The sequence below is a fragment of the Rhodospirillales bacterium genome, assembly GCA_014323865.1.
Classification (GTDB): domain Bacteria; phylum Pseudomonadota; class Alphaproteobacteria; order SP197; family SP197; genus SP197.
In genome coordinates this window covers 582,332-607,282 of sequence record JACONG010000016.1, presented here as the reverse complement: position 1 = coordinate 607,282, position 24,951 = coordinate 582,332, and the positions used below count along the sequence as shown (strand labels likewise).

Annotated in this window: 24 protein-coding genes; 8 read left to right on the top strand and 16 right to left on the bottom strand. The window is 65.6% G+C overall.

Annotated elements, in window-relative coordinates; translation table 11 throughout:
• Nucleotides 1–70: 70 nt before the first annotated feature.
• The gene (locus GDA49_11915) at nucleotides 71–1,561 is read right to left on the bottom strand and encodes an exodeoxyribonuclease VII large subunit (GenBank protein ID MBC6441088.1); all 1,491 of its coding nucleotides are present in this window, start codon (nucleotides 1,559–1,561) and stop codon (nucleotides 71–73) included.
• Nucleotides 1,562–1,611: 50 nt separating this feature from the next.
• Between GDA49_11915 and purD the strand changes: the two genes are divergently transcribed.
• Nucleotides 1,612–2,892 (top strand): phosphoribosylamine--glycine ligase, encoded by a 1,281-nt coding sequence (gene purD, locus GDA49_11910; GenBank protein MBC6441087.1) that lies wholly within the window; start codon nucleotides 1,612–1,614, stop codon nucleotides 2,890–2,892.
• Here purD and GDA49_11905 read toward each other — a convergent pair.
• Complete coding sequence (locus tag GDA49_11905; GenBank protein ID MBC6441086.1) at nucleotides 2,889–3,806, bottom strand: HNH endonuclease; 918 nt, start codon at nucleotides 3,804–3,806, stop codon at nucleotides 2,889–2,891. The two genes, purD and GDA49_11905, sit on opposite strands and share 4 nt — an antisense overlap.
• A gap of 111 nt (nucleotides 3,807–3,917) precedes the next feature.
• On the opposite strand from GDA49_11905, the gene GDA49_11900 reads away from it, so the two are divergent.
• Both GDA49_11900 and GDA49_11895 read left to right on the top strand, forming a co-directional pair.
• Entirely contained in the window at nucleotides 3,918–4,412 is a 495-nt protein-coding gene (locus GDA49_11900) for a GNAT family N-acetyltransferase (protein ID MBC6441085.1), read from the top strand.
• Entirely contained in the window at nucleotides 4,409–4,876 is a 468-nt protein-coding gene (locus GDA49_11895) for an isoprenylcysteine carboxylmethyltransferase family protein (protein MBC6441084.1), read from the top strand. The genes GDA49_11900 and GDA49_11895 overlap by 4 nt, the downstream gene beginning before the upstream one ends.
• 201 nt (nucleotides 4,877–5,077) lie before the next feature.
• Here GDA49_11895 and GDA49_11890 read toward each other — a convergent pair whose 3' ends face one another.
• On the bottom strand, nucleotides 5,078–5,506 hold the full coding sequence (locus tag GDA49_11890; protein ID MBC6441083.1) for a nucleoside deaminase: 429 nt from the start codon (nucleotides 5,504–5,506) through the stop codon (nucleotides 5,078–5,080).
• A gap of 92 nt (nucleotides 5,507–5,598) precedes the next feature.
• On the opposite strand from GDA49_11890, the gene GDA49_11885 reads away from it, so the two are divergent.
• The 3 genes from GDA49_11885 to rsmD are packed head-to-tail and all read left to right on the top strand — an operon-like array spanning nucleotide 5,599 to nucleotide 7,605.
• Nucleotides 5,599–6,324 carry a gamma-glutamyl-gamma-aminobutyrate hydrolase family protein gene (locus GDA49_11885; GenBank protein ID MBC6441082.1) on the top strand — a complete coding sequence of 242 codons (726 nt, stop codon included), beginning with the start codon at nucleotides 5,599–5,601 and terminating at the stop codon, nucleotides 6,322–6,324.
• A complete protein-coding gene (locus GDA49_11880) occupies nucleotides 6,324–7,076 on the top strand; it encodes an rRNA pseudouridine synthase (protein ID MBC6441081.1) in 753 nt (250 codons plus the stop codon). Before GDA49_11885 ends, GDA49_11880 begins: the two co-directional genes overlap by 1 nt.
• Nucleotides 7,051–7,605: a 16S rRNA (guanine(966)-N(2))-methyltransferase RsmD gene (rsmD, locus tag GDA49_11875; protein MBC6441080.1), complete on the top strand. Its 555-nt coding sequence runs from the start codon at nucleotides 7,051–7,053 to the stop codon at nucleotides 7,603–7,605. Before GDA49_11880 ends, rsmD begins: the two co-directional genes overlap by 26 nt.
• A 131-nt stretch (nucleotides 7,606–7,736) precedes the next feature.
• Here rsmD and mutL read toward each other — a convergent pair whose 3' ends face one another.
• The 11 genes from mutL to bmt form a co-directional block, all read right to left on the bottom strand.
• Complete coding sequence (mutL, locus tag GDA49_11870) at nucleotides 7,737–9,560, bottom strand: DNA mismatch repair endonuclease MutL (GenBank protein ID MBC6441079.1); 1,824 nt, start codon at nucleotides 9,558–9,560, stop codon at nucleotides 7,737–7,739.
• Nucleotides 9,557–10,780 (bottom strand): glucose-6-phosphate isomerase, encoded by a 1,224-nt coding sequence (locus GDA49_11865; protein ID MBC6441078.1) that lies wholly within the window; start codon nucleotides 10,778–10,780, stop codon nucleotides 9,557–9,559. Before GDA49_11865 ends, mutL begins: the two co-directional genes overlap by 4 nt.
• Before the next feature lie 43 nt (nucleotides 10,781–10,823).
• On the bottom strand, nucleotides 10,824–12,155 hold the full coding sequence (locus tag GDA49_11860; protein MBC6441077.1) for an insulinase family protein: 1,332 nt from the start codon (nucleotides 12,153–12,155) through the stop codon (nucleotides 10,824–10,826).
• Entirely contained in the window at nucleotides 12,145–13,662 is a 1,518-nt protein-coding gene (locus GDA49_11855; protein MBC6441076.1) for an insulinase family protein, read from the bottom strand. Before GDA49_11855 ends, GDA49_11860 begins: the two co-directional genes overlap by 11 nt.
• The gene (locus tag GDA49_11850) at nucleotides 13,592–14,047 is read right to left on the bottom strand and encodes a DUF3035 domain-containing protein (protein MBC6441075.1); all 456 of its coding nucleotides are present in this window, start codon (nucleotides 14,045–14,047) and stop codon (nucleotides 13,592–13,594) included. The genes GDA49_11855 and GDA49_11850 overlap by 71 nt, the downstream gene beginning before the upstream one ends.
• Nucleotides 14,048–14,050: 3 nt before the next feature.
• Nucleotides 14,051–14,665, bottom strand: a complete 615-nt coding sequence (locus tag GDA49_11845) for a DUF3035 domain-containing protein (GenBank protein ID MBC6441074.1) — start codon at nucleotides 14,663–14,665, stop codon at nucleotides 14,051–14,053.
• On the bottom strand, nucleotides 14,662–15,267 hold the full coding sequence (gene lspA / locus GDA49_11840; protein MBC6441073.1) for a signal peptidase II: 606 nt from the start codon (nucleotides 15,265–15,267) through the stop codon (nucleotides 14,662–14,664). Before lspA ends, GDA49_11845 begins: the two co-directional genes overlap by 4 nt.
• The gene (locus GDA49_11835; protein ID MBC6441072.1) at nucleotides 15,156–18,005 is read right to left on the bottom strand and encodes an isoleucine--tRNA ligase; all 2,850 of its coding nucleotides are present in this window, start codon (nucleotides 18,003–18,005) and stop codon (nucleotides 15,156–15,158) included. The genes lspA and GDA49_11835 overlap by 112 nt, the downstream gene beginning before the upstream one ends.
• Nucleotides 18,006–18,149: 144 nt before the next feature.
• Nucleotides 18,150–19,169, bottom strand: coding sequence for a bifunctional riboflavin kinase/FAD synthetase (locus GDA49_11830; GenBank protein ID MBC6441071.1), 1,020 nt, complete (start codon nucleotides 19,167–19,169; stop codon nucleotides 18,150–18,152).
• A gap of 119 nt (nucleotides 19,170–19,288) precedes the next feature.
• A complete protein-coding gene (locus GDA49_11825; protein MBC6441070.1) occupies nucleotides 19,289–19,720 on the bottom strand; it encodes a MaoC family dehydratase in 432 nt (143 codons plus the stop codon).
• A 93-nt stretch (nucleotides 19,721–19,813) separates the two neighbouring features.
• Nucleotides 19,814–20,830 carry a betaine--homocysteine S-methyltransferase gene (bmt, locus tag GDA49_11820; protein ID MBC6441069.1) on the bottom strand — a complete coding sequence of 339 codons (1,017 nt, stop codon included), beginning with the start codon at nucleotides 20,828–20,830 and terminating at the stop codon, nucleotides 19,814–19,816.
• Between the two features lie 764 nt (nucleotides 20,831–21,594).
• Between bmt and gcvA (GDA49_11815) the strand changes: the two genes are divergently transcribed.
• Complete coding sequence (gene gcvA, locus GDA49_11815; GenBank protein MBC6441068.1) at nucleotides 21,595–22,506, top strand: transcriptional regulator GcvA; 912 nt, start codon at nucleotides 21,595–21,597, stop codon at nucleotides 22,504–22,506.
• A 182-nt stretch (nucleotides 22,507–22,688) separates the two neighbouring features.
• Here gcvA (GDA49_11815) and GDA49_11810 read toward each other — a convergent pair whose 3' ends face one another.
• Nucleotides 22,689–22,976, bottom strand: coding sequence for a hypothetical protein (locus GDA49_11810; GenBank protein MBC6441067.1), 288 nt, complete (start codon nucleotides 22,974–22,976; stop codon nucleotides 22,689–22,691).
• A gap of 125 nt (nucleotides 22,977–23,101) precedes the next feature.
• Between GDA49_11810 and gcvA (GDA49_11805) the strand changes: the two genes are divergently transcribed.
• Nucleotides 23,102–24,037 carry a transcriptional regulator GcvA gene (gcvA, locus tag GDA49_11805; protein MBC6441066.1) on the top strand — a complete coding sequence of 312 codons (936 nt, stop codon included), beginning with the start codon at nucleotides 23,102–23,104 and terminating at the stop codon, nucleotides 24,035–24,037.
• Here the strand turns inward: gcvA (GDA49_11805) and GDA49_11800 are convergent.
• A complete protein-coding gene (locus tag GDA49_11800) occupies nucleotides 24,010–24,906 on the bottom strand; it encodes an alpha/beta hydrolase (protein ID MBC6441065.1) in 897 nt (298 codons plus the stop codon). The genes gcvA (GDA49_11805) and GDA49_11800 overlap by 28 nt on opposite strands.
• Between the last annotated feature and the right edge of the window lie 45 nt (nucleotides 24,907–24,951).

The window sequence follows — 24,951 nt, the reverse complement described above, 5'->3', positions numbered from 1 at the left end:
CAACCGAGAGATCGGACGATGGATAGTCCCATCACGTGGGCCATGACGACGAGAGGATCGCGCGTGCGCCCTAGAACAGGTCTCTCTGTTCGCCCGTGGCGGTTTTCTTGCGTTTCGGCGCGGCGGCTTTCGGAACCGGCGGTGAATCGCCCACCGTTACGTTGACCGTGCTGTCGGCGAACTCTATGGCCAGCGCCGCGCCGTCAGCGACACCCGCTGCGCGCGTGACCGGCGCTCCGTCGCTGCGGACGACAGCATAGCCGCGCTGCAGAACGCTGCGGTAACTCAGGCTCTCCAGCAACTTGCCGAGCTGGGTCAGCTGACGTTGCGACGCGTCGAGCCGACCTGTGGTGTTGCGCGCAAGGTCGCGGCCCAGGCGGCCGATGTGCTCGCGGGACTGGTTGATCCGGTCGCTCAGGCGCGCCAGGCGAAGGCCCGCAGCGACTTCGGTCAGGACGACCCGCTTGGTCGCAATGATCTCCTCGGGGCGGCGCAAGGCCAGGCTGCGCAGGTGGTCGCGCCGCTCGCTCAGGCCCAGCGCCATGACCCGCCGCAAACTCTCGGCGGCATTGTCGAGGTCCTGGCTCTTCTGTTCGACCAGCCTCTGAGGACATGGCAGGCCGCGCGCCAGCCCCCGCAGGTCACCGCGCAGGCGTTCCATCATACGCCCCGCGCTACCGACCAGCCGCCCCTCGGCATCAAGCACACGCGCCTCCAGTTCGGCGCGCACGGGCACGGCCATCTCGGCGGCAGCGGTCGGCGTCGGCGCCCGACGGTCCGAGACGAAGTCGATCAGGGTGGTGTCGGTCTCGTGACCCACGGCCGAGATCAGCGGGATCGTGCTCTCGGCCACAGCGCGGACCACAACCTCCTCGTTGAAGGCCCAGAGGTCCTCCACGCTGCCGCCGCCCCGCGCGACGATGATCAGGTCGGGACACGGTACGTCACCACCCGGCTCCAGGGCGTTGAAGCCGCGGATCGCCGTGGCGACCTGCTCGGCTGCGGCATCGCCCTGCACGGCCACGGGCCAGAGCAGGACATGGCGCGGGAAGCGATCACGCAGGCGGTGCATGATGTCGCGGATCACGGCACCCGTCGGCGAGGTCACGACGCCGATCACGGCGGGCAGGAAGGGCAGCAGCTTCTTGCGTTCCTCGGCGAAGAGCCCTTCGGCGGCGAGCTCCTTGCGCCGTTGTTCCAGCAGAGCCATGAGCGCGCCGATCCCTGCGGGTTCGATGGACTCGATCACAAGCTGGTAGCTCGACCGGCCGGGGTAGGTCGTCAATCGTCCGGTCGCGACCATCTCCAGGCCCTGTTCGGGCATGTGCGTCAAGCAGTTCACCGTGTTGCGCCAGCAGACACAATCGAGCACGGCGTTCTCTTCCTTCATGGAAAGGTACATATGGCCCGATCCCGCCACGGTGACACGGCCGATTTCCCCCCGGATGCGCACACGGTCGAAGGCCTGCTCGACCGTGCGTTTCACCGCACGGGAGAGCTCGGAAACACTGAGTTCGGGCAAGTTGTCCGCAGGCTGCGCGGCGCTGTGGGCTGTCGGCATGGCGGGTGCATGATACAAGGCAGCCGGGCAGACACAATGCGGTGGCGGGGATGCGTATTCTGGTGACCGGCGGTGGCGGGCGCGAACACGCGCTGTGTTGGGCCATCGCGAACTCCCCGCTGGTGACAAAACTCTATTGTGCACCCGGCAACGATGGCATCGCGACTGATGCCGAACCGGTTGCGATCGGCGCAGAAGACGTCGAGGCCCTCGTCGCCTGGGCGGGCAAAAACGGTATCGACCTCGTCGTGCCGGGGCCGGAGGCACCGCTGGTCGCAGGAATCGTCGATGCCATGGAGGATGCCGGCATCCCATGTTTCGGTCCCGATGCAGACGCTGCGCAGCTTGAGGGCTCCAAGACCTTCATGAAGGAGGTCGCCGACGCTGCGGGCGTGCCGACCGCCGCTTGGCAGCGTTTCACCGACGCAGACACCGCCAGGGCCTGGGCGAGCGAGCGCGGCGCGCCGATCGTCGTGAAGGCCGACGGGCTCGCCGCCGGCAAGGGCGCCACCGTCGCCATGACCATGGGCGAGGCCCATGCCGCGATCGACGATGCGCTGGTCACGGGCGTCTTCGGCACCGCAGGCATCAGCGTCGTGATCGAGGAGTTCCTCGACGGCGAGGAAGCGAGCTTCCACGTCCTGACCGATGGCGAACACGTCCTGCCGCTCGCGACGGCTCAGGATCACAAACGGGTCGGCGACGGCGACACCGGGCCGAACACCGGCGGCATGGGCTGCTATTCGCCCACCCCGGTCGTCACGCCCGAGATGGAGGAGCAGATCCTCGAGACCATCATCCGCCCCAGCGTCGCCGAGATGGCCCGCCGCGGTACGCCGTTCCGGGGCGTGCTCTTCGCCGGTCTTATGATCTCGGCCGCCGGGCCGAAGCTTCTGGAGTTCAACGTCCGCTTCGGCGATCCGGAGTGCCAGGTGATGATGGCGCGCCTGAAGTCGGACCTCGTCCCCGCCCTGCTTGCCACCCGCTCGGGCGAGCTCCACCATATGAATCTGCGCTGGCACGCAGAGGCCGCGCTCTGCGTCGTCATGGCGACCGAGGGCTATCCCGGTAGCTACCCCAAGGAAACGCCGATCGCCGGCCTCGACGCCACCGGCGGCCTGGATGACGTCACGGTCTTCCACGCCGGCACCCGCCGCGACGGCGACCAATGGCTTTCCACCGGCGGCCGCGTTCTGGGCGTCACGGCACTCGGCTCCACCATTGCCGAAGCCCAGTGTAACGCCTACGCCGCCACTGACACGATCGACTGGCCCCAGGGCTTCTGCCGCCGCGACATCGGCTGGCGTGCGATCGAGCGCGGGCAGGTTTAGTTCAGCTTGGAGAAACGTCCGTAGCAGTCCTCAAACATGTCACGGTGATAGCGAAGGTTGACCGGACTGGGCCATTCCGATCTTCGTTCTGGCATTCTGATAAGTCCGTCATCTCGGAACAGTGGCTTGAGTTTGTCTGGCAGCCGTCCTGGCGACTCAAGAATCTCGAAGTCGTCGCTAACAGCGATGATCCCGCGATCGAACAGCCAGTGAACTGTCTTTGACAGCGCCAGGCCATTTCGAATGCTGTCGCTGCCCCGATGGTTATCACCGACCGGTCGAATGTGCGCCGCGTCAACTTCAACGCGCTGGCGGCCATTCACGACCTTGAGGTCGGTAAACGCGCAATGTGAGTCATAGGCTCTGAGCACAGCATGACGAAACGCGACGTCACGGAAAGGTCTGGATCCTGTGCTGGAAACCATTGGACGATCATATGGTGCCTGATCTTCGGCCAAACCATCTGCAACCTCTTCGCTTCGCAAGTCGTCGAGGTACTTGTGGGCCGAACGAAGCCCAGCGGCGCGAATTGACAAGTAGTCGGCATCACTGATCCGGCGAACTGCACGCTGGATCCGTCCCCGGTTTGTTGAGCCATCCGGCTGCTGGAGGTCACTCTCATAGTGGTCGCCATTCGGGTCATGAAGAGGGACCAGGTCCGAGAAATCCAGATAGTCGGCCACGGTTGCATATGAGTGGTCGTCACGTTCGGGGTCCGGCTCCACGCTGACCACCCTCGCGATCGCGAAGTAGGACCGCCGACCTCCCCCCGCGCCCGGCTCGTGGTAGACGATCCAGTCACCAACTGCTTCCCGCAACGCCGAAAGATAGGAGCGGTTCGGAAAGTGATAACGTTGATCTGGCAGATCGTCGTAGATCGAGTCTTGTTTGTGCAACAGGACCAGTCTGGTCAAGTTCGGCACCTCCTGGAGTCAGACTGCCAGTGAATTGCACAACCTTAAAGCGTGCTGAGTCGTAGTTGTCCGTCGAACCGAAGCGAGGATCCAAACGCGAGTTCAGATTCAATGAAGCTCCTCCGCCCGATCGCACCCGAGGACATCCTGGCGGTGCGCCGCCTGCACGCCACCGCGTTCCGGGCTCTCGCCGGGACCCACAACACAGCTGCACAGATCGCGGCGCACGTCGCCGAGATCGAGAGTGACGGCTACGCTGATGTGCTGATGCGCAATCACCTGCAGCTCGCGGTGGCCGATGGTGGCACCATCATGGCCACGGCCGGCTGGTGCGCGGTCGAGGACCGCCCGGATGTTACACGCATCCGCAAGGTGTTTGTCGATCCAGCCTTGGCGGGCACGGGTCTTGGGCGGCGTATGGTCGAAGCGGCCGAAGCGGACACGCGCGGACAGGGCTATGTCGCCTTCATCGTCCGTTCCAATGCGAATGCCGAAGCGTTCTATGCGCATCTGGGCTACAGGACCTACGAACGTGGCAGCATGCCGACGGTGGCCGGTGTCGACCTTCCGGTCGCGTTCATGGAGAAGGTGAAACAAGGGGCATGAGCGAGGAACGCAAGACAGCCAGCGTCATCGCGCCGCCGCCGATCATCGTGCTGCTTCTCCTGCTGGCGGGCCTCGAGCTCGACCGCATCTGGCCGGCACCCTTCCTGGACGACACCGTGCAGTACGTCCTCGGTGCCGTGTTCATCGTCCCCGCCATCGGGCTCGCACTCTGGGCGGTCCGCTGCTTCGGCCACAAGAAGACGGCCGTCGAACCCTGGCATCCCTCAACCGCACTGGTCACCGAAGGCCCCTACAAACACACGCGCAATCCGATGTACCTCGCCATGGTGACGCTGTTTCTGGGACTCGGCTTCGCCCTCGACACACTCTGGCTCTTGGCCGTCTGGCAGGTGCTGGTGGCGACCCTGCACTGGGGCGTCATCCGGCGCGAGGAACGGTATCTCGAAGGTCTCTTCGGCGAGGACTACCGGGCGTTCTGCCGGCAGGTGCGGCGCTGGCTCTGAGGCATCGAACGAAGGATGCTGGTGGCCTGTTTCATCTGCAAGTGCACCCCCTTCACCCGACCCCATCCAGGCTCGTTCCTCGCCAAGTCTGCGCTGCCCTCTCCCCGATGGGCGAGGGCAGCTTCAGGCAAGCCGATATTACATCCCCTCTACCGGGACCGGGAGAGGGTCGGGGTGAGAGTCGAAAAGGGCAACAGCCGCTCAACGCAGCGCGGCAAAGAACTCCTTCAGCAAGGCCGCGCAGCGGGTCTCGTCGATGCCGCCGTAGATCTCCGGGCGGTGGTAGCAGGTCGGCTGGCTGAAGAGGTGCGGGCCGTGATCGACCGCGCCACCCTTCGGATCGGCAGCACCGTAGTAGAGCCGGGCGATGTGGGCCGCGGCGATGGTGCCGGCGCACATGGCGCATGGCTCCAGGGTGACGTGGAGGTCGGCGCCGTCGAGGCGGGGGCGGCTGACATGTTCGCAGGCGGCGCGGATCGCCAGCACTTCGGCATGCGCCGTGGGGTCGTTGGCTTCACGCACGCGGTTGCCCGCCGCGCCAAGCACCACGCCGCCGCATACGACGACGGCGCCCACCGGCGTTTCACCGCGGTCGCCTGCCTGGCGCGCCTCGGCGAGCGCGAGTTCCATAAAGGTCGGTTGCTGCCCCATGAGCGCCAATCTTGCATGCCCCCCTGCCTGCCGCCACATTGCGCACAGCATCAAGCACACGGATTCCCTCCATGCCCAGCAACCGCAGCCGCCCTCTGATCGGCGTCACGCTCGATTCCGAGGAGCCCGGCGGCTATTCGAGCCTGCCTTGGTACGCGGTTCGCCAGAACTACATGTCGTCGGTCGCCGAGGCCGGTGGCCTGCCCGTTGCGATCGGTCATGAGGTGGACCTGGCCGAGGTCTATCTGGAGGAGCTCGACGGTCTGATCGTCACCGGTGGCGCGTTCGACGTCGATCCCGCCCTGTTCGGTGCGGAATCGCACCATGACACCGTCACGACGAAGGACCGGCGCACGCGCTTCGAATGGGACGCGACCGAAGGCGCGCTCAGACGCGACAAGCCGGTGTTCGGCATCTGCGGCGGCCAGCAGCTGCTGAACGTGGTGCTGGGCGGCACGCTGATCCAGCACATCCCGGACGCAGTGTCGGGCTGTCTCGAACACGAGCAGAAGAACCCGCGAACCGAACCCGGACACGACATCGCCGTCGCCAAGGACACGCTGCTCTATCACATCGTGGGAACCAACGAGCTTCCGGTGAACAGCGCCCATCATCAGGCGGTCGACGACATCGGCGACCAGGTCGTGGTCAATGCCATCGCGCCCGACGGCGTGATCGAAGGCATCGAGCACCCCGACTACCGCTTCTGCCTCGGCGTCCAGTGGCACCCGGAGTACCACATCTCCGAAGGCGACACGCGGCTGTTCAGCGCCTTCCTCAAGGCCTGCAAGGCCTGATGCCTGAGCGTATAGCCAAGAGACTGGCGCACGCGGGTGTGGCGTCGCGACGCGAGGCGGAGCGGCTGATCGAACAGGGCCGGGTGGCGGTCAACGGCACGGCGCTCGAATCGCCCGCCTTCACTGTGGAACCCGACGATGTCGTGACGGTCGACGGCGAGCGCATCGGCGCCCAGCCTGGCCTGCGTATGTGGCGGCTCTACAAGACCGAAGGCACGGTCGTGACCCGGAGCGACGAGCGTGACCGGCCGACCGTGTTCGATCTGCTGCCCGAGAACCGGGGCCATATCGTCGCTGTCGGCCGCCTCGACATGAACACTGAGGGGCTCCTGTTGCTGACCAACGACGGTGAGCTCGCCCGCTGGCTCGAGCTGCCAGAGACCGGATGGGCCCGGCGCTACCGGGTACGGGTCTACGGCCGCCCCGACGACACCATGCTCAAGAAGCTGAGAGCGGGCATGACCGTCGACGGCATCCGCTACGGCCCGATCGATACCACGATCGACAGCCAGTCAGGCGCCAACGCCTGGCTGACCATGACCCTGCGCGAGGGCAAGAACCGCGAGATCCGGAAGGTGCTTGGCGCGCTCGATCTCAACGTGAACCGCTTGCTGCGCACGGCCTACGGACCCTTCCAGTTGGGTGCGCTCAAGCGCGGCAAGCACGAAGAGGTCAACGGCAAGATCCTGAAGGAACAGCTCGGCCAGCGCTGGGCGGACCGGATTGATGCGCATCGTCGCCGGCCGGCATAGGGCGCGCCGGCTCCAGGCACCAGGCGGCCACGATATCCGACCGACCAGCGACCGGGTCCGCGAGGCGCTGTTCAACCTGCTGGCTCACAGCATCGACTGGAACGGTCTGGAGGATGTCCATGTCGCCGACATCTTCTGCGGAACCGGGGCCGTGGCGCTCGAGGCGCTCTCCCGCGGTGCCGCCTTTGCGACCCTGGTCGACAATGGCGTCGAGGCGCACAGGGCCGCGCGGGGCAACATCGAACACCTTGGCGAGGAAAAGCGCACGGCTCTGCTGCGCAACGATGCGACGAAATCCATGCCCCGCCCGGCGCGCCCGGTCGACTTGGCCTATCTCGACCCGCCCTACCGTCTTGAGGCCACCGCCGACGTGCTCAGCGCCATGCGTGCCGGCGGCTGGTTTGCCGCCGCCGCCATCGCCTGCGTCGAAATCCATCGCAGAGCCGCCTTCGAAGCTCCAGAGGGTTTCGAAATCATCGACGACCGCACCTACGGCGACACCCAGCTCGTGTTCCTCCGGGTTGTGTGACGATCCGCCACCCCTGTCATCCCGGACAAGGGAGCGAAGCAAAGGCTGATCCGGGACCTCGACAGGCTGGCGATGGCCTCTCGAGGTTCCGCCTCTCCGCTGTGCCGCGGCCAGAATGACACTCCGGAGGGTCAGCGCCGGCCGAAGAGGCGTTCGATGTCGACGAGCTTCAGTTCGACGTAGGTCGGGCGGCCGTGGTTGCACTGGCCGGAGTTCGGCGTGACCTCCATCTCGCGCAGCAGCGCGTTCATCTCGGTCGGGTTGAGGCGGCGGCCGGCACGCACGCTGCCGTGGCAGGCCATGGTGCCACAGACATGCTCCAGCCGGTCGCGAAGGCTCAAGGCCTGGTCGAACTCGGCAAGCTCGTCGGCCAGATCGGCGACGAGACCCTTGATGTCGGTCTCGCCCAGGAGCGCCGGTGTCTCGCGCACGACCACAGCGCCCGGACCGAAGCGCTCGAGGGCAAGCCCTAGCTCACCGAGCTCCGCCGCGCGCGCGACGAGGCGATCGACGGCGTCTTCGCTCAACTCCACGACCTCGGGCAACAACAGGAGCTGGCGGCCCACGCCCTCTTCGGCGATCTGCGCCTTCATGCGCTCATAGACAAGACGTTCGTGCGCGGCGTGCTGGTCGACGATGACGATGCCGTCGGACGTCTGGGCGACGACATAGGTCTCGTGCAACTGGCCGCGCGCCGTGCCCAGCGGATAGGTCATGGGGTCGATCGGCACCGAGGATTCATCGACGGGAACAAAACCCGTCTCGGCGGTATCGACGCGTTCCTGAAGCGCGTAGTCGGCCTGCAGTGGCGTGTTGTAGGCCGCCGCGGCCTCGGCCATGCCGCCACGGAAGCGCGGCCGGTGCCCGGCGAAGAGATGGGGTGCGGCTTGTGGCGCAACACCGGGCCGCAGCTTCGCCAGCGTGTCCTCGGCCACCGTCGTCGAGGCGTGATGGCCTGCCCTTTCGAGGGCGGACCGCAGCGCCGAGACAAGCAGCCCGCGCACCAGCTGGTTGTCGCGGAAACGCACCTCGGCCTTGGCGGGATGCACGTTGACGTCGACCTTGCGCGGCGGCAGCTCAAGGAACAGCGCCACCATCGGATGGCGGTTCGAGGCCAACACGTCCTGGTAGGCACCCTTCACGGCACCCAGCAGCAGACGGTCCTTCACGGGCCGGCCGTTGACGAAGAGGAACTGGCCCTGGGCGGTCGGCCTGTTGAGCGTCGGCAGACCGGCGTACCCGGTCACCCGGACGTCCTCGCGCAGGGCGTCGACCGCGACGGCATTGTCCTGGAAGGCGCGACCCATCACCGCCCCCAGCCGGTTCAGTCTGGTATCGAGCAAGTCACCGGCCTCCGCACCGTAGCCGAGGCTCTTGCGCCCGTCGTTGGACACCGTGAACGCGACCTCGGGATGGGACATCGCGAGTCGTTTGACGACATCGGAAACCGCACCGCTCTCGGCCCGCTCGGACTTCATGAACTTCAAACGCGCCGGCGTGGCGAAAAAGAGATCGGCGACCTCGACCGTGGTGCCGGGACCGCGCGGCGCGGGCTCGACCGCACCGACCTTGCCGCCGTCGACCCGGATCTCCCAGCCGCTGTCCGACCGGTGCTGGCGCGTCACGATTCGCAAGCGCGCCACCGCGCCGATCGAGGGCAGCGCTTCGCCGCGGAATCCGAGTGTCGCGATGTCGGTGAGATCATCATCGGACAGTTTCGAGGTGGCATGCCGCTCAACCGCGAGCGCCAGATCATCAGCTTCCATGCCGACGCCGTCGTCGGAGACCCCGATGAAGGTCCGCCCGCCGCCATTGATCGTGATGTCGATCCTGGTCGACCCGGCATCAATGGCGTTCTCGACCAGCTCCTTCACGACCGAGGCCGGCCGCTCGATCACCTCGCCCGCAGCAATGCGGTTGACAGTTGTTTCCGACAGGCGGCGGATGACCTTCATGGTGCCATCGCCCGCAGCTTGTCGCGCGCCCTCACCTTGCTGTCCTCGACGGCGGGCTGGCCGAAAGCATCGACGCCGATCATGGGCGCCATCAGTATTGTCTCGGCCATGAGGTGCGCGAAGAGGGCACCGAGTGCCGCTTCGTCAGCGCGGGCGACCAGGAACTTCCGGACCGGGACACCGGCCACGGCAAGCGATTCGCAGGTCGCCTCGCGTTCGGCCTCGAACAGGTCGCCCAGCGTGCGACCATTGAGATAGGCGAGATCGGGATGTCCGGCAGCCATGGCAGGCGTATCGGCCCCGCCCTCAAGACCGAGCACGGTCACCATGTGGCGCTTGGGCCCGTCACGCCAGAGCTGAAGCTGGCTGTGCTGGTCGGTCGCACCTTTTGCCGCGACCGGCGACGAGCCCTTGCCGTCCTTGCCCAGGCTTTCACCCCAGAGCTGCACCCACCAAGGCGCCACAGGGGCGAGTCGGTCGCTGTAGGTCAGGAAGACCTGGACCGTCGCGCCGCGTATCTCCGATCCCACGAGCCCGGCGACCCCGCGCACCGGTGCGCTCGCAACGCCGTTGGAACGTATGTCGTCGAGCACGGACGCCGCCCCCCGTCGGACCGCAGCAGCATCCAGTCCGCCCAGCATGGCCGGCAGCATGCCGACCGGGCTGAGGGCCGAGAAACGACCGCCGATCGTGGTCGGATAATCGATCGCAGGTGCCTTGGCGACGTCGGCCAGATCGCGCAACGGACGCGGCCCCGGTTCGGTGATCACCGTCAGCCGTTCGCCCGTCGAGCATCCGGCCTCATCGAGCCAGCGCATCGCCAGAAGCAATTGCGCCAGGGTCTCGGCAGTGCGGCCCGATTTCGAGACCGCGAGAACATGGCTACGCGCGGGATCGAGCCGCGCGAGGAGCGCGTTCCAGGTTTCGGGATCGATGTTGTCGATCGTGTGGAGCCGCACCCGGTGGCGCGCGTCATCCGACAGCGCAAGCAGTGTCTGGGCGGCAAGGCTCGACCCGCCGATGCCAAGCACCAGAACGTCGTCGGACGTCTCGACGATGCGTGCGGCATGCGTTTCAAGCGCCGCGAGATCGTCGTGTGCCTCAGCAATTGTCAGGCAATCGAGACGGTCGGTCCCGAGATCGGCGTGAAAGCGCTCGAACGCGGCGGCCAACTGCGTGTCTGCGTCGTGATGGTCGTCTTGCGAAAGCGTGTAGGTCATGGGCGTGTCCGATCACCGTGCCAAATTACCAGTCGACAGGACCTCAATCGATGGAAACGCTGGGCGTTATCCCCACAGGCTGGCCAGCGACCACAACCAGCAGGTTGTCGGCATCCAGGATGCGTCGGGCGACACGCTGAATGTCCTCGGCGGTCACCGCCTCGATGTAGTCGTTGCGACGTTCGATGTAGTCGACACCGAGATCGTTGAGCTGGATCGCGAGCAGCATGTTCGCGATCGACTGATTGCTATCGAGCCGCAGCGGGAACGAACCCGTCATGTAGGCCTTGGCATCGTCGACTTCCTCATCGGTCACGCCATTCTCGGCAACGTCATTCAGAACGTCGCGGATGACCTGGAGCGTTTCGCCGGCTCGCGCGTTCTGGGTGCCGGCGGAACCGACCCAGAGACCCGCGTGGTCGTAGGCAAAGAGAGAACTGCCGGTGGCATAGGCCAGGCCACGCTTCTTGCGGACCTCCTCAAAGAGCCGGGTGCTGAGGCCGCCGCCACCCACCACCTTGTTGAGCACGGCACCGGCATAATAGTCGGGATCGCCGCGCATCAGGCCCGCCAGCCCGAACACGATGGCGCTTTGCGGCACATCCATCGCGATCACGTTGACACCGCCCGCGCCCACAGCGGTATCGACGGTCGTCAGCGCAACGCCTTGAAACGGAAGATCGGCAAAGACAGTGTCGACCAGTGCGGTCGCCCGCTCCGGAGTTATGGCACCGACGATCGACACAAAGAGCCGGTCACGGGTGAAGTTCCCGTCAACGTAACCGCGCAGATCGTCAGCTGTGATGGTGCTGACGCTGTCCGGTGTTCCATCGACCGGACGGCCGTATGGGTGACCGGGGAACGCGGCCTCGCTCCAGGCCCGCCACGCGCGTGATGAGGGGTCCTCCTGATCGCGCAACAGGCCCACCGTGATCTGGCCACGGATCCGCTCGACCGGCTCCTCATCGAAGCGCGGGTTGTTGAGCGCCATGGCGAAGAGTGCCTCGGCCTCGTCCAGATTGGCGGCAAGCGTCGTCAGCGAACCGTAGAACGCGTCGCGTCCCACATTGAAGCTCATGCGGATCGACAGCGCATCGAGCTTGTCCTGAAAGGCGTAGCTGTCGAGATCGCCCGCCCCCTCGTCGAGCAGGCCGGTCACCATGTTGGCGAGACCTTCCCGGCCATCGGGATCGAGCGAGGCGCCACCGGCGAAAGCCACCTCTATGCTGACGATCGGGATCGAGGGCTCCTGCTTGAGCCAGACCTCAATGCCGGCGGGCGTCGTGAGGATCTCAATGTCACTGGCCATCGCCGGCTGCAGGACGGCAACAGCAAGGATCAGGGCGACGGGAAGAGAGAACAGCCTAGAGCGCATCGGTCGGAGCCTCCAGCAGAAGGATACCCGTCACTTCCGTCTCGGGTACAAGCACCGCACGCGCTGCGGCATTGACTTCGTCGACGGTGACCTCGTCGATCCGCGAGGCCCAGTTCTCGACCTCCTCGACGCTCATGCCGACGGCGAGCCAGGAACCGTACCAGCGCGCGATCGCGGCGACGTTGTCGCGGGCGTAGATCAGGTCCGCTTCCATGCGTGTCTTGACGCGGGCGACCTCGTCCCCGGTCACACCGTCCTCAAGCAACGCGGCGATCTCGGCGCGCAGGGCGGCCTCGGCGGCCTCGATCGTCACCCCGATGGCGGGGACGATCCAGAAGCCGAAGCGGGACTGGTCCAGGCCATCGCCGCTGTACCAGGCACCCGCCGAGACCGCGAGCTGCTGCTCGACCACGAGACGGCGATGGAGCCGGCTGGTCGTGGAGCCCGACAACACCTCGGCCAGAACCTCAAGGCCATAGGCCGTCTCCTCGGGCCCGGTCGCATAGGTCGGCGCGAGATACATCATCTGCAGGCTGGGCTGCGCGACGCGCGAGTCGACGTAAAGGAGGCGCCGCGCGGCACGTTGCGGTGGCTCTTGGGCGCGCGTGCGTTCGTCGATCTCCACCGCCGGGATCGCGCCATAGATGCGCTCCGCCATGGGCTTCAGTTCCTCGGCCGTCACGTCGCCGGCGACCACGAGGATCGCGTTGTTCGGGACATAGTGCTGCCGGTAGAACACCATGATATCCTCAAGGCCGAGCGCCTTGATGTCGTGCTCCCAGCCAATCACGGGCCATCCGTAGGGGTGAGCGAAGAACTGCGTGGCGCGGAGCTGTTCGGCGAAGATGCCGGAGGGTTCGTTCTCGACCCGCATGTTGCGTTCCTCGAGCACGACCTGCCGTTCGGTCGCGACCTGCCCGTCGGTGATCAGCAGGTCGGTCATGCGCTCGGCTTCGAGCTCCATCATCAACTCGAGCCGGTCGCGTGCGATGTTCTGGAAGTAACCCGTGTAGTCGTAGCTGGTAAAGGCGTTACCCGAGCCGCCGTTGCGCGCGACGATGTAGGAGAACTCGCCGTCAGGCGTCTGCTCTGTTCCCTTGAACATCAGATGTTCCAGCAGATGGGCAATGCCCGTTTGGCCAGGCTCCTCGTCGGCCGATCCGACCCGGTACCACACCATGTGGGTGACGATCGGGGCGCGGTGGTCGGGGATCACCACGACCTCCATACCGTTCGACAGGGTGAAGCTCTCAGCGCCGAACAGGCTCTCGCCGTCGGCACGGGCGGATGCGAGCGTGACAAGCAGGAGAATCGAAGGCAGGACAAGGCGGGATAGGAACACAGGCAGCTTCCGTCTGGCTGAACTACGCTGTGGAGCTAGGGTGCAAGTGCGTCCAACACAAGGCGGATGACAGGACTGTGAGCCCGCTAGGCCCTCATTCGCCGAGCGAATCCCAGACCTCGTCGAACCAGTCGGACTCGTCCTCGGGCTGCACGATGACGACATCCGGCGTGACCTCGTCGGCCGAGGGATAGCTGCCGAACAGAAGCGCTTCGACAAGCGCCGGATCGTCGGTCAGAAGCGCGTTTTCGCGGCTCAGGGTCTGGCGGATCGTGGGGTCGGCATCAAGCACACCCGCCCGGGTGAGCAGGACCTGTTCACCCACGGTCATGTCGAGCGGAAGCGTCTGGACGACCGTCTCCTCGCGCTCGTCGACGATGTTGCTCGAGACGCCGGTCGGTCGCACGCCGTAATCGGGCGGCACGGTCAGCGGAATGGTGCGCATCGCCGTCACCTCACTGGGCGGCAAGTAGCCCTGACCCTGAAGCGTCTCAGCGCCACCGCATGCCGAAAGCAGGCCCACCGCAAGAACCATCGCCCAGCGTCGCATAGCCTAGAAGAGGTCCTCGAGCAGCGCCTTTTCCTCTTCGACAACGATGTAGGCCTCGAACTGGCCCTCGTTGATCGGCGCGCCCCGCGCCGCCTGGGCCTGGATACGCTCGCGCTCGCGCTGCACGTCGATCAGGACCTCTGTCGGATCGCCGTACTCGGTCACGGGATTGATATCCTCGAGCCAAGTCGAATCGTTGAGAATGTGCTCGTGCTCTTCGTCGACCGTGGTGCGAATGGCCGGGCTGATCGCTGTCGGCAGATCCGATTCAAGGCTGTACTCGGAGACGACGGCACCGGAGGGTTCGAGCGCATTGGTCTCCGCGGAGGCGATCAGGTACTCCTGACCGTTGCTGAAGCTGCCGCCGCCGACCAGACGGCCGAACAACGCATACTGCGCCTGGGCGCTCGGCTGGACCTCCTGCGGCCGCGGCGCACCGGGCTCGGGTTCAGGCAGCGATCCGAGCGTCGCGGGCATGGCAAGCGGTGCCCGGGAGACAACGTTGAACTCGTCAGGTGCCTTTGTATCCAGTCCCAGGGAGTCGCGGACACTGCTGCAGCCGCCCAGCAGGATCAGACCCGCAGCGCACAACGGCAAAACGAGAGCATATCGTATCATGGCACCACCTTACGACTGCTTCTTGACGTCAACAAGGCGTCGATCACGAGGATCACGACACCGACCGTGATCGCGGAATCGGCGATGTTGAAGGCGGGCCAACTCCAGCCAGAAACGTGGACGTCGAAGAAGTCGGCAACGGCGCCGTACACCACCCGGTCGATGGCATTGCCCAGCGCCCCGCCCGCAACCAGTCCGATGGCGATCACCTGCCGCCGCAACTCCTGTCGGCGCATCCAGACCACAAGTGCGCAGGCCACGACGACGGCGAAGATAGTCAGAAGCCATCGCGTGGTCTCCTCGCCGCCGCCGAGCATCCCGAAACTCACACCCCGGTTCCACACCATCACGAGGTTGAAGAAACCGGTGATCTCGATCGGACGGAAGGCGTTCGCCTCCATGACGTCAATCAGGATGAGCTTCGAGACCTGGTCAGCCACCAGCGTGACCGCCAGCACGGCAAGACCGAGGACGAAGAGGCGGCGGCCTGTCAGGACCTGACCTCCGATACGTCGGCAATCTCGGCGACCGCGCCGACGCAGCGAAGGCAGAGATCGTTCATGATCGGATCCGAGCCGACCTCCTCGAGCACCATCCAGCATCGTTCGCAGCGCGCCCCGTCGGCATACTCCGCAACGACTGAGATGCCGGCGACATCGTCGAGCCGGAAGGCGTCGGCCGGCCCCTCGCCCTCGATCAGCGTCGCCTGCGACGCGATCACGATCTCGGCGAGATCGACGCCCTCCATCGCGGCGATATCGGACGCCGTGGCGTAAACATGGGGATGGGCCTGGAGGCTGGCACCGATGCGCTTCGCGCGGCGTTCGACCTCAAGCGCGCCGGTCACCACACGGCGCAGGCGGCGCACGGTCTGCCACTTCGCGGCCAGCGCGTCGTCGCGCCAGTCCTCGGGCACGTCGGGGAAGGTACGGCGATGCACGCTGTCGGTCTCATCCGGGAAGCGCTGCAGCCAGGCCTCCTCGGCGGTGAAGCAGATGATCGGCGCAAGCCAGGACGTCAGGCACGAGAACAGCGTGTCGAGCACCGTACGGCAGGCGCGGCGGCGCGGCGCATTCGCGGGATCGCAGTAGAGAGCATCCTTGCGAATGTCGAAGTAGAAGGCCGACAGATCCGTGGCGCAGAAGTTGTGCAGCGCCACGAACATGGCGTGGAAATCGAAGTCGTCGCAGTTCTGCCGGATCTGGCGATCGAGCTCCACGAGCCGGTGCAGCATCCAGCGCTCCAGCTCCGGCATGTCCACGGCATCAAGCCGCTCCTCCTCGGAGAAATTGGCAAGGTTGCCCAGCAGGAAGCGCAGCGTGTTGCGCAGCCGGCGATAACTGTCGGCCTGGTGCTTCACGATCTCCTGACTGATCCGGAGATCCTCGCTGTAGTCGGCTGAGACCACCCATACGCGCAGGATGTCGGCACCGTACTGCTCGATCACCTCCTGGGGGGCGACCACGTTGCCGAGCGACTTCGACATCTTGCGACCTTCGCCGTCCATGACGAAGCCATGGGTCAGCACCGCGTCATAGGGCGCGCGACCACGCGTGCCGCAGCTTTCCAGCAGCGACGAATGGAACCAGCCGCGATGCTGGTCGGACCCCTCGAGATAAAGCGAGGCCGGCCACTGCAGGTTCTCGCGCTGATCCAAGCAGAAGGCGTGGGTCGAACCGGAGTCGAACCAGACATCAAGGATGTCGTGAACCTGCTCGTAGTCGTCGGCCTCGTACTCGTTGCCCAGGAACCGCTGGGGGTCGTCAGCGAACCAGACATCGGCGCCCTCCTCTTCCACGGCGTCGGCGATGCGGTCGATCACCGCCTGGTCGCGCAGCACCTCACCTGTCTTCTTGTGGACGAAGACGGCGATCGGCACGCCCCATGCCCTTTGACGGGACAGGACCCAGTCGGGCCGGGTCTCGATCATGCCCCGGATGCGGGCGTGGCCAGAGCGCGGTACCCAGCGGGTGTCGTCGATTGCCTTCAGCGCCGTCTCCCGCAGACCCTTCTCCTCCATCGAGACGAACCACTGGCTCGTGTTGCGGAAGATCAGCGGGGCTTTCGAACGCCAGGAATGCGGATAGCTGTGGCGCAGGCTGCCCTTGCCGAGCAGGCAGCCCGACTCGATCAGCGCCTTGATGACCCGCCCGTTGGCGTCACCGTCCTTGCCCTCCGGCGTCAGGACACGCGCGCCGGCAAAGAGCGACACATCCTCGAAATAGCTGCCGTCCTCGCCCACGGTGTGCGGCACCTCGATGCCGTTCGCCATGCCGAGCACCCAGTCATCCGCACCGTGGCCCGGCGCGATATGGACGAAGCCCGTGCCCTGTTCGGTGGTGACGTGGCCGCCTTCGAGCAACGGCACATCGAAATCGTAACCCTGGCCCCGGAACGGATGGCGTGTCACCGTGCCGGCGAGCTGGTCGCTGGTGATGCGTCCGAGTTCCGTGTGACCGGTGATCTGGCAGCGTGCCAGGGCGTCCGCCATCAGTTCGGCCACCAGAACGATCTTCTGGCCGACCGCCGCACCCGACTTCTCGCCGACCTCGGTCACCTCGATCAGACGGTAATCGAACCCCTTGCCATAGGCGATCGCGCGGTTGCCGGGGATGGTCCAGGGCGTCGTCGTCCAGATCACGACATGCGCGCGCTCGAGCGCCGGGGTGGGCGTCGACACAACCGGGAAGGCGACGTCGATCGTGGGAGACTTGTGTTCGTGATACTCGACCTCGGCCTCGGCCAGCGCGGTCTTCTCGATGCAGGACCACATGACGGGCTTGGAGCCACGATAGAGCTCGCCCGACATCAGGAACTTGCCCAACTCGCGCACGATCTGCGCCTCGGCCGGATAAGCCATGGTGAGATAAGGGTCATCCCAGTCGCCGATCACGCCCAGCCGCTTGAACTCCTCGCGCTGCACGTCGATCCAGTGGTCGGCGAACTCGCGGCACTCGCGGCGGAACTTGACGATGTCGATCTCGTCCTTGTCCTTGCCGATCGCACGATACTGCTCCTCGATCTTCCACTCGATCGGCAGGCCGTGGCAGTCCCAGCCGGGCACGTAGTTCGCGTCCTTGCCCAGCATCTGCTGGGAGCGGTTGATGACGTCTTTGAGGATCTTGTTGAGCGCGTGGCCGATGTGGAGATGGCCGTTCGCGTAAGGAGGGCCGTCGTGAAGGATGAACTTCTTGCGCCCCTTCGAGTCCTCGCGCAGCTGGCGATAGAGATCGTTCTTCGCCCAGCGCGCCAGGATCTCGGGCTCGAGCTCGGGAAGGCACGCGCGCATGGGGAAGTCGGTTTCGGGCAGAAACAGGGTCGACTTGTAGTCGGCAGTCATTGGGCGTGTTATCCGGCGGGAGTGTTATCCGGCAGTCGGGAAGCAAAAGAGGGACACGTCGCAGCGCCCGGCCCTCAGTCGCGGTTCGGGTCGATGATTCGCGGGGCCATCCCTATGCTTCGCTGGGCTTGCACGGCGCGATGTCTAGCACCGGGGCGAGGGGATGTCGAGGTGGAGCGAGGCGCCAGCATCCGCCATACGCCCGCAGGATTCAGCGCTCCGGTCCCTGAGCCCCGCCAGCACGTCCCGTGCCTTGGCGCAGTCTTCCCCCATTTGCGTGGCAAGAGCCTCCATGCCGCGGAAGGTCATGTCCTTGCGCACGCGTTCGAACATCGCGACGCGCAGGCGTTTGCCGTAAAGGTTGCCGGAGAAGTCGAAGAGGTTGGTTTCGAGCAGCACGGTTTCGCCCTGGAAGGTGGGGCGGGTGCCGATGTAGGCAGCGCCGTCGTGCCAGGTGGTCGTCATGCCCTCCACGATGCCGGCGCGCACGGCGTAGATGCCGGGGCCGGGGTGGAGCGTGCCATCGAGCGCCTGGTTGGCGGTGGGGAAGCCCATTTCGCGGCCGCGCTGGTGGCCGGACTGGACACGGGCCTCGTACTCCCAAGGATGACCCATCAGCCGGGCCGCCGCGCCGACCTGGCCGCGACGCAGCAACACGCGCACCTCGGTCGAGGACACCTTCTTGTCATCGTGATGGAAGATCGGAGACTCAGTGTAGCCGAAGCCCTCGCGCTCAGCCATGCGGGCAAGCACCTGGCCGTTGCCGCGTCGGCCCTTGCCGAAGACGAAGCCGGGACCGGTGACGACATGGCGCACGCCAAGCCCGTCGAGCAGATCCTCGGAGACGAACTCCTGAGCCAGCCGGCCTGCAATCATGGGGCCGAAGGTGAGGTTCACCATGAGGTCGAGGCCCAGGCCCGCGAGCAGGCGGGCCTTCTGGCGGAAGGGCGTCAGACGAAAGGGCGAGGTGTCACCGCCGAAGAAGCTGCGCGGATGCGGCTCGAAGGTGACGACGCCGGACAGTGTACCCTCGGCCTTCGCGATCGCCTGGGCCAGCGCAATGACACTCTGGTGCCCGCGGTGCACGCCGTCGAAGTTGCCGAGTGCCATGACAGCACCACGAAGATCGGCCGGGGTCGAAGCAGGATGCCGGAGGATACGCATGGCTGGTGTCGTAGCTTCTCAGACGCCGGGCAGCATCATTTTTGTTTGTTTGGCCTCACGCGCCGGCCCTCGCTCCACTCGGCGACCAAGGCTAGACCAACAAACAAAGACACCGTCGGCTACGCCGACGGCTTCGGCAGCATCACCATGGCTTCGCCGTCAATCACGACGGCCTCGCCGACGGTGCAGACGGTGTCGAGCGTCAGGCGGCGCTTCTCGGTGTTGATCTCGCGCACGGTGACGGTCGCCGTCACGGTGTCGCCGATGCGGACCGGCGCCTTGAACTTGAGATTCTGGCTCATGTAGATTGAACCCGGACCGGGCAGGCGGGTGCCGATGACGGTTGAGATGTAACCCGCCGAGAGCATGCCGTGGGCGATGCGGCCCTTGAACATGGTCTGGGCCGCCCAGGGCTCGTTGAGGTGGACCGGGTTGTCGTCGCCTGAGACGCCGGCGAACAGCACGATGTCGGCTTCGGTGACGGTACGGGTGTAGCTGTCGGACCGACCGACGGTGAGGGCATCAAGCGGATCAGACACGGTGCGCTCCAGGGTTCGCGGATTGTGCGGCGCACCATAGCGATCCGCTCGCCCGCCGCAACTATGGGGTCACAAAGGATCTGGAGAAATGTTGCGCTGCAGCAGTCAGGTCCGGCGGCGTGATCGGCGCTTGCGTCCTTCGGCGTCGGGCGGCGGCGCCACGCGGTTGAGGCCGAGGACGGACTCGATCACCGCAAGATCCGGGCGTTCGCCTGGCACATAGCCCCGCAGCTCGTCGGCCATGGCCGCGACGTGTTCGGGTGTGGAGCCGCAGCAACCGCCGATGATGCGGGCACCGGCATCGCGCGCGAGCCGGGCATAGGTCCGCATGATCTCGGGCGTGCCCGAGTAGCGGATCTCCCCATCGACATACTCCGGCAGTCCGCAGTTGGCCTTGGCGATCAGCACACGATCGGCCTCGCAGGCCGCGCCGATGCCCGCAACGGCGGCGACCAGTTCGCCGAAGCCGTTGCCGCAGTTGGCACCGCAGGCGGCAAGCCTGGGCTGGCTCGCGCCGAAGAAGTTCGCGGCGCCCTCAGGCGTCACACCCATCATGGTGCGGCCATTGGTGTCGAAGGTCATGGTGCAAACGATCGGCAAACCCGACGATTCCGACCCTTCGATCGCGGCACGCGCTTCCTCCTCGGAGCTCATGGTCTCGATCCAAATCATGTCGGCGCCGCCCTCGGCGAGCGCCGCGGCCTGTTCGCCGAAGGCCGCCGTGGCCTCCTCGTGCGTCAGCTCGCCGACCGGCACCATGATCTCGCCCGTGGGTCCCATCGATCCCGAGACCAGAACGGGATGATCGGCAGCATCGGCAATCTGGCGAGCCAGCCGGGCCGCCGCCAAATTGAGCTCAGTCACCCTGTCGTGTGCCTGATGCAGCTTGAGCCGGTTGCGTGTGCCGCCGAAGCTGTTGGTCAGGATGATGTCGGCTTCGGCCTCGACCATGCACCGGTGGTGGTCGAGCACCCGGTCGGGATGGTCGACGTTCCAGAGCTCCGGCGCATCACCGGTCTCCAGGCCGCGGGCGAAGAGATTGGTGCCTGTCGCCCCATCAGCGATCAGTACGTCACGCTCGGCCAGGAGGTGACCGAGGCGGGCATCGTGGGGAAGAGACAAAAAGATCACGTCAGGGTCCTGCGCAAAAACGGCGTCAGGCGGCGAAACATTCTTATTGTGACATGGTCGAATCGGAGCAGCAAGAAGCGGCTGTCGCTGTTCAGTCGCCGCTCTCGATCGCCTGCTGAACGGCCTCGCTCAAGATCGTGAACATGGTTTCGACGTCGTCGCCGAGGAGCACGGCGATGGCCACGGAGGCAAGCGCGCCCGACGATGCGATGTCGGACCTGGTGATTGGTGTTGGGGGTCTTCGCGGCGTTTGAACAGGAACTTCACGGCTGGTCTCCTCGATGATCTGGCCGCGGACCGGGCGGGGGCACCCTGCATCCATCGGTGTTTGTCACGGCCGAGAGATGTGGTCATGCTGCGGTGCAACCGGTGACACCAGACACAGGAAAGGCGGAGACCCTTGCGGGTCTCTGCCTTTCCCAAGTCCATTCCTCCCGGCGTCCGCCCCACGTTGACCGGCAGGTTTGGATCCGGGGGGCATCAGTCGATCAGCGGCTTCAGCGCGTTGAGCGGGGCGCCGAAGGGGGACACGGTCTCGCGCCGGCTTTCGACCCGGCGGCGAATCTCGCGGCTGTTATTCGTGGTGTTGTCACGCTTGAAAAGGAACTTCATGGGACTTCTCCTTAGGTTTGTTGCGGTGGACCGGCTCGTTCTGGCCGGTTCCATCTGCATTTCGATGAAGAGGAAATAGAGATTCACGGCAGAATCGACCAACGACATCTTGTAACCTCAGCCATAAGCTTTGTTAATGGCTCATGAGCGGTCGCAAACTCCCTCCCCTGAATGCGCTGCGCGCCTTCGAGGCCGCCGCGCGGCACCTGTCGTTCACCCGCGCTGCCAAAGAGCTCAATGTCACGCAGGCGGCCGTGAGCCATCAGGTCAAGGCGCTCGAGGAACGTCTCGCCGTGCGCCTGTTCGAGCGCCACGGACGGGGCCTCTGGCTTACCGAAGAAGGCGAGATCTACCTGCCGTTTCTGCGCCAGGCTTTCGACCTGATCGCCGACGGCACCGATCTCATCGTCAGCCACGACGCTCACGGACCGCTGTCGGTCACCATGCTGCCGACCTTCGCCGTGCGCTGGTTCATCCCGCGCCTGCGCGACTTCCAGATCAAGCATCCCGACATCGAGGTGCGCATGGTGACGACCGAGCGCAACGTCGACTTCAACCGCGAGGATGTCGACTGCGGCATCCGTTATGGTACCGGCTCATGGCCGGGGCTGGATTCCGACAAGCTGTTCGAGGACCGTTTCATCGCGGTCTGCAGCCCCGAGCTTCTGACCCGCGATCCGCCGCTGAAGTCGCCGGAAGACCTGCGCCACCACACGCTGCTGCACGAAGCCAACGACGAGGACTGGCGCTACTGGCTCTCGGCGCTGCATGTGAAGGGCATCGACGGCAGCCGGGGGCTGTTCTTCGATTCCAGCGATCTCGCGCTTGAGGCAGCTGCCGCCGGACTCGGCATCGCGCTCGGCAGCCGGATCATCATGCAGGACGACCTTGACGACGGCAGGCTGGTCATGCCGTTCGGTGACCTGACCGACGAGAACCTCTCGCACTGGCTGGTCTACCCCAAGGGCAGCGCGCGCAAGCCCAAGGTGGCGGCCTTTCGCGGTTGGCTGCTGGACGAGGCCGCCGAGGCCCAGGACGCGCTCGCAGCAAGCTGACCCGTACTACCAGACGAACAACGGCACAGCCGCGACGGGCCGGTCGCCGAGATGTCGTTTCTGGAGGGAAGACCTTGGGAGGGAAACATGGCGCCGCCGGAACCGTGGCGCCAAACGCCAGAGCGGATCACGGCGGGGTGGAACCTCCTGTCGTTCCACCCCGCGCACCGCGGGATCGGGGCTCAGAGGTAGCGCCGCATGTCCCGGTGAAGAGGCTGGCCCGAAATGGTGAGGAAGGGCGAGGCGACCGGATCGACCGAGCGCGACAGCACACTGTCGTCGAGCTGCTGTGGCGTCATCCGGCGCAGCGCCCGTTGGGCTTCGCGGTGCTTCCGGTTCACATGCCAGATCCGGACTGCCGCCTCTACCAGGCTCGAGAACAGACCACGCGCCTTATCAGCCGGGGCCGAGATACGGGAGATGCGGTCTTCAACAAGCTGGCCGGCGATCGAGGAGTGTCTTTGGTGCATGCGAGTTCTCCTTGTCTGTGGTATCAAGGTACCGTGTTCCTTGAGAGAGAATATCGAAATTTCCTGAGCTGTTGACGAACGATGAGTTTTCGTCATATACATGAGATGAGCTTAACTATGGTACCATGGACGTTCGCCTTTCGACCCTGCCTCTGAACGGCCTCCGCGCCTTCGACGCTGCAGCCCGCCATCTCTCGTTCACGGCAGCGGCCGAAGAACTCGCGGTCACGCCGGCCGCCATCAGCCATCAGATACGCGGGCTCGAGGACAGGCTTGGCGTGCGCCTCTTCGAGCGCCGCACACGCGCGGTTCATCTCACTGAAGCCGGGCGCACGCTGCTGCCCGAGACCACCCAGGCGTTTCAGACCCTGCAGCGGGCGCTTTCGCGGCTCGACCGCTTGGGTGACGACGAAACACTCACGGTGACGACCTCGCCGTCGCTGGGCTCGCGCTGGCTCATGCCCCGGCTCGGCTCCTTCGAAGAGCGCCACCCGGAAATCGAGGTGCGTGTGTCGGTCTCCAACCAACTGGTCGATCTCAGCGCCGGTCATGTCGATGCCGCGCTACGCTTCGGGCGTGGGCTCTATCCCGGCATGCAGATCGACCAGCTCTCGCGCGTACAGCTCTTCCCGGTGTGCTCACCGAAGCTGAACGAAGGAGAGCACCCTCTCAGGGAACCGGCTGACCTGCGCCACCACAACCTGCTGCACGACGATAGCTGGGTCTACGGCTCGGGGATCCGGCCCGGTTGGGACATGTGGCTGAAGACGCTTGGCGTCGACGGCATCGGCGCCTCACGCGGCGACCGGTTCGACGGTGCGCCGCTGGTCGTCCAGGCCGCCGTGCTGGGCCGCGGTGTCGCCCTCGTCTCCGCCGACATGGCGTCGGACGAACTCGATGACGGCCACCTGATACGCCCCTTCTGCGGCGACGACAGCATCAACCTGGAGTTCGGCATCTACTTCGTCAGCCCGCCCGAGGCGCTCGGCAAGCCGCCGGTCGCAGCGTTCCGAGCGTGGGTGCTCGAGACCTTTCAGGCCGAAGAATTCCGCTCGACGTGACGGGCGACGTAATCGGCGATCAACGGCCCCAACGCGCCTTCCAGATCGTGCCCCATACCCGTGATCTCGATTAGCGTGGCGCCGGGGATGTTGCGGACGGTGTCGCGCCCGTGTTCGGGTTGGATCAGCGTATCGGCGAGACCGTGGATCACGAGGCTGGGTGCGGTGATCGTCTTCAGCAGTTCGACCCGCGAACCGCTCGACCGTACCGCGGCGTAGTGCCTCTTGACGCCTTCGGGCGTCCAGCAACGGTCGAAGGCGCGGCCGATCAGGTCCGCGCGCTCGGCATCGTCGAAGGGATAACCGGGGCTGCCCCAGACGCGGTCGCACCTGAGCGTGAAGGCGATGACGGAGTCGCGATCGTTCGGATCATCTGGCTGGGCCAGAAGAAGCTCGCGCACCTCCGGGGAACCCAATGGAATGTCGGGATTGCCCGATGATGACATCACCGACGTCATGGTGATGACACGGTCGGGATGCAGCGCGGCCATCACCTGCACGATCATGCCGCCCATGGAGACGCCGAAGATGTGTGCGCGGTCGATGCCGAAGTGATCGAGCACGCCGGCATGGTCATCGGCAAAAGCGCTGACAGCGTAGGGGGCGTCGATCGGCAACCCGGCCTCGGCCTTGCAGGCAAGATCGGTCTCGTCAATGGGACCGAAGTCGTCGAACTTCTGCGAAAGGCCGGCATCGCGGTTGTCGGGCGTGATGACAAAGAAGCCCTGCTCGACCCAGCGATCGATCATCGCCCGGGGCCAGTGAATGATCTGGCTGCCGAGCCCGCGCACAATCAGGAGCGGCGTACCCTTGGGGTCGCCGTTGCTCTCGACGTAGATCTTGATCCCGTTCGCGGTGATGTGGGGCATCGTGACTGTCTCCTCGCTGGCGGCGCTTCGGGCGGGCGGCTACCC

Coding starts and splice junctions, on each gene's coding strand:
- GDA49_11915 (MBC6441088.1), bottom strand. CDS start 1,561: ATGCCGACAGCCCACAGCGCCGCGCAGCCTGCGGACAACTTGCCCGAA.
- purD (MBC6441087.1), top strand. CDS start 1,612: ATGCGTATTCTGGTGACCGGCGGTGGCGGGCGCGAACACGCGCTGTGT.
- GDA49_11900 (MBC6441085.1), top strand. CDS start 3,918: ATGAAGCTCCTCCGCCCGATCGCACCCGAGGACATCCTGGCGGTGCGC.
- GDA49_11895 (MBC6441084.1), top strand. CDS start 4,409: ATGAGCGAGGAACGCAAGACAGCCAGCGTCATCGCGCCGCCGCCGATC.
- GDA49_11890 (MBC6441083.1), bottom strand. CDS start 5,506: ATGGAACTCGCGCTCGCCGAGGCGCGCCAGGCAGGCGACCGCGGTGAA.
- GDA49_11885 (MBC6441082.1), top strand. CDS start 5,599: ATGCCCAGCAACCGCAGCCGCCCTCTGATCGGCGTCACGCTCGATTCC.
- GDA49_11880 (MBC6441081.1), top strand. CDS start 6,324: ATGCCTGAGCGTATAGCCAAGAGACTGGCGCACGCGGGTGTGGCGTCG.
- rsmD (MBC6441080.1), top strand. CDS start 7,051: ATGCGCATCGTCGCCGGCCGGCATAGGGCGCGCCGGCTCCAGGCACCA.
- mutL (MBC6441079.1), bottom strand. CDS start 9,560: ATGAAGGTCATCCGCCGCCTGTCGGAAACAACTGTCAACCGCATTGCT.
- GDA49_11865 (MBC6441078.1), bottom strand. CDS start 10,780: ATGACCTACACGCTTTCGCAAGACGACCATCACGACGCAGACACGCAG.
- GDA49_11860 (MBC6441077.1), bottom strand. CDS start 12,155: ATGCGCTCTAGGCTGTTCTCTCTTCCCGTCGCCCTGATCCTTGCTGTT.
- GDA49_11855 (MBC6441076.1), bottom strand. CDS start 13,662: ATGTCGTCATCGTGCAGCCCGAGGACGAGTCCGACTGGTTCGACGAGG.
- GDA49_11850 (MBC6441075.1), bottom strand. CDS start 14,047: ATGCGACGCTGGGCGATGGTTCTTGCGGTGGGCCTGCTTTCGGCATGC.
- GDA49_11845 (MBC6441074.1), bottom strand. CDS start 14,665: ATGATACGATATGCTCTCGTTTTGCCGTTGTGCGCTGCGGGTCTGATC.
- lspA (MBC6441073.1), bottom strand. CDS start 15,267: ATGCTGGATGGTGCTCGAGGAGGTCGGCTCGGATCCGATCATGAACGA.
- GDA49_11835 (MBC6441072.1), bottom strand. CDS start 18,005: ATGACTGCCGACTACAAGTCGACCCTGTTTCTGCCCGAAACCGACTTC.
- GDA49_11830 (MBC6441071.1), bottom strand. CDS start 19,169: ATGCGTATCCTCCGGCATCCTGCTTCGACCCCGGCCGATCTTCGTGGT.
- gcvA (MBC6441068.1), top strand. CDS start 21,595: ATGAGCGGTCGCAAACTCCCTCCCCTGAATGCGCTGCGCGCCTTCGAG.
- GDA49_11810 (MBC6441067.1), bottom strand. CDS start 22,976: ATGCACCAAAGACACTCCTCGATCGCCGGCCAGCTTGTTGAAGACCGC.
- gcvA (MBC6441066.1), top strand. CDS start 23,102: ATGGACGTTCGCCTTTCGACCCTGCCTCTGAACGGCCTCCGCGCCTTC.
- GDA49_11800 (MBC6441065.1), bottom strand. CDS start 24,906: ATGCCCCACATCACCGCGAACGGGATCAAGATCTACGTCGAGAGCAAC.